The sequence below is a fragment of the Stenotrophomonas sp. 05L44_2 genome, assembly GCF_056665995.1.
The window spans coordinates 1-1,663 of record NZ_JBFTNR010000826.1 but is presented as its reverse complement, the minus strand read 5'-3'; the positions used below and the strand labels follow the sequence as shown (position 1 = coordinate 1,663).

The 1,663-nt window shown below is 69.4% G+C and carries 3 protein-coding genes; all 3 read right to left on the bottom strand.

Annotated elements, in window-relative coordinates; all coding sequences use genetic code 11:
* The coding region (locus tag AC1VAN_RS21060) for a hypothetical protein (RefSeq protein ID WP_480986660.1) at positions 1-221 on the bottom strand (221 nt) is incomplete at its 3' end.
* Between the two features lie 84 nt (positions 222-305).
* Positions 306-1,115 carry a pseudouridine synthase gene (locus AC1VAN_RS21055; RefSeq protein ID WP_442251716.1) on the bottom strand — a complete coding sequence of 270 codons (810 nt, stop codon included), beginning with the start codon at positions 1,113-1,115 and terminating at the stop codon, positions 306-308.
* 20 nt (positions 1,116-1,135) lie between these two features.
* Entirely contained in the window at positions 1,136-1,642 is a 507-nt protein-coding gene (locus tag AC1VAN_RS21050; protein WP_480986661.1) for a hypothetical protein, read from the bottom strand.
* Positions 1,643-1,663 lie beyond the last annotated feature (21 nt).

The window sequence follows — 1,663 nt, the reverse complement described above, 5'->3', positions numbered from 1 at the left end:
GCATCGAACTGGTCGGCGGTCATCTTCTGGTCGCCGTTGCTCATCATGAAGCGATAGCTGCCGCGGCCATCCAGCTCCGGGGTCTTCACTTCAACCACCGGGGTTTCGGCGGGGCGATCGGCCTTGGCCGCCTTCTTGTGGCCGCCGCAGGCCGTCAACAGCACGATCGGCAACAACAGGCTGGCGCAGCGCAGGGTTTGCTTGAGGGTCGGGTGATACATGGCAGGCTCCGTTCTGGACATTCGACAACCAGGCGCCCCCTACGCCTGGAACGGTGGCCGGCGAGCGCCGGCCGTGGGCATCACTCAGCCCGGTGCAGCGGCCCCCAGCCGCTGCTGGTCGCTGACCTCCAGCGCCCGCCACTGGCCCTTGCCGAGATCGCCGAGCGTGAGCTCTCCGATCGCAACGCGGACCAGGCGCAGCACCTGCAGGTCGAAGGCCGCCAGCAGGCGACGGATATGGCGGTTGCGGCCTTCGTCGAGGACCACCTCCAGCCAGGCGGTCTTGTCGCCGCTGCGCAGCACGCGCACGGCCAGGGCAAGCAGGAACTCGCCCTCGTCTTCGACACCGGCGCGCAGCGCGGCCAGGGTGTCCTCGTCGGGCAGGCGATCCACCTGCACGTGGTAGGTCTTGTGCGGGCCGGTCTCCGGATCAGTCAGGCGCGCRGCCCACTGCGGRTCRTTGCTGAACARCARCAGGCCTTCRCTGGCCTTGTCCAGGCGMCCGACCGGSGCGATCCACGGCAGGCCGGCACCATCGAAGCAGCGGTAKACSGTGTCRCGGCCACGCTCATCCTGCACGGTGGTGACCACTCCGCGCGGCTTGTTGAGCATCACGTACAGGCGTTGCGGTGCGCCCATCGGCTGGCCGTCGACCTCGATCGGCGGCGCCGGGCTGGCAATCGGGAATTCCGGATCACGGACGATGCGCCCGGCGACACGAACGCGGCCATCGGCGATCCAGCGCGCGGCCTCGCTGCGCGAGCACACACCCGCCTTGGACAGCACGCGCGCCAGGCCATGGCGCACGCCAGCGGAAACCGCAGGGGGATTCGCACGCCCACGCGCAGCGTGGGAGCGGGCAGCGGGGGCGGCAGGTGGGCGGCGCGTGCGCAAGCCTCTGCTCCCCGCCGCGCTTACTTCTTGTCGACCGGCTTGGTCTCAGCCGGCACTTCGGCTGCGRCCGGGGTGGCTGCCGGAACCGGACGCGCCTTGACCACGCGTACGCCGCGCGCCTTCATCCAGGCGTCGAACTCTTCGGCGGTCATGCGCTTGCCGTTCTGGCTCATGTCGAAGCGCCACGGCGTGTTGTCGAACTCGGTCTGCGGCTTGTACGCGGCCGGATCATTCGGCTTCACCGCCGGCGCGCTCGGAATCGCCTTGGCGATGTTCTGGCAGCCATCGATGCGCAAGCGCTGCAGCACCTGGTCCAGCGACTGCGACGGATCGTAGCTGCTGCCCAGCACGCCGCTGGACATGCCCAGCTGGCTGCTGCGGATGTACAGCTCGTCGGCCACCGGGGCGACGGCCGTGGCCGGCAACGGCAGCGGCGAAGCGCTGGTGTTGACCGAGCAATCGACCGCAGCGTGAGCAGCAGGAACCAGGGCCAGCGCCAGAACGGCAGCCGATGCAGAGCGCAGCATGAGGGCATCCACGAAAGGAAG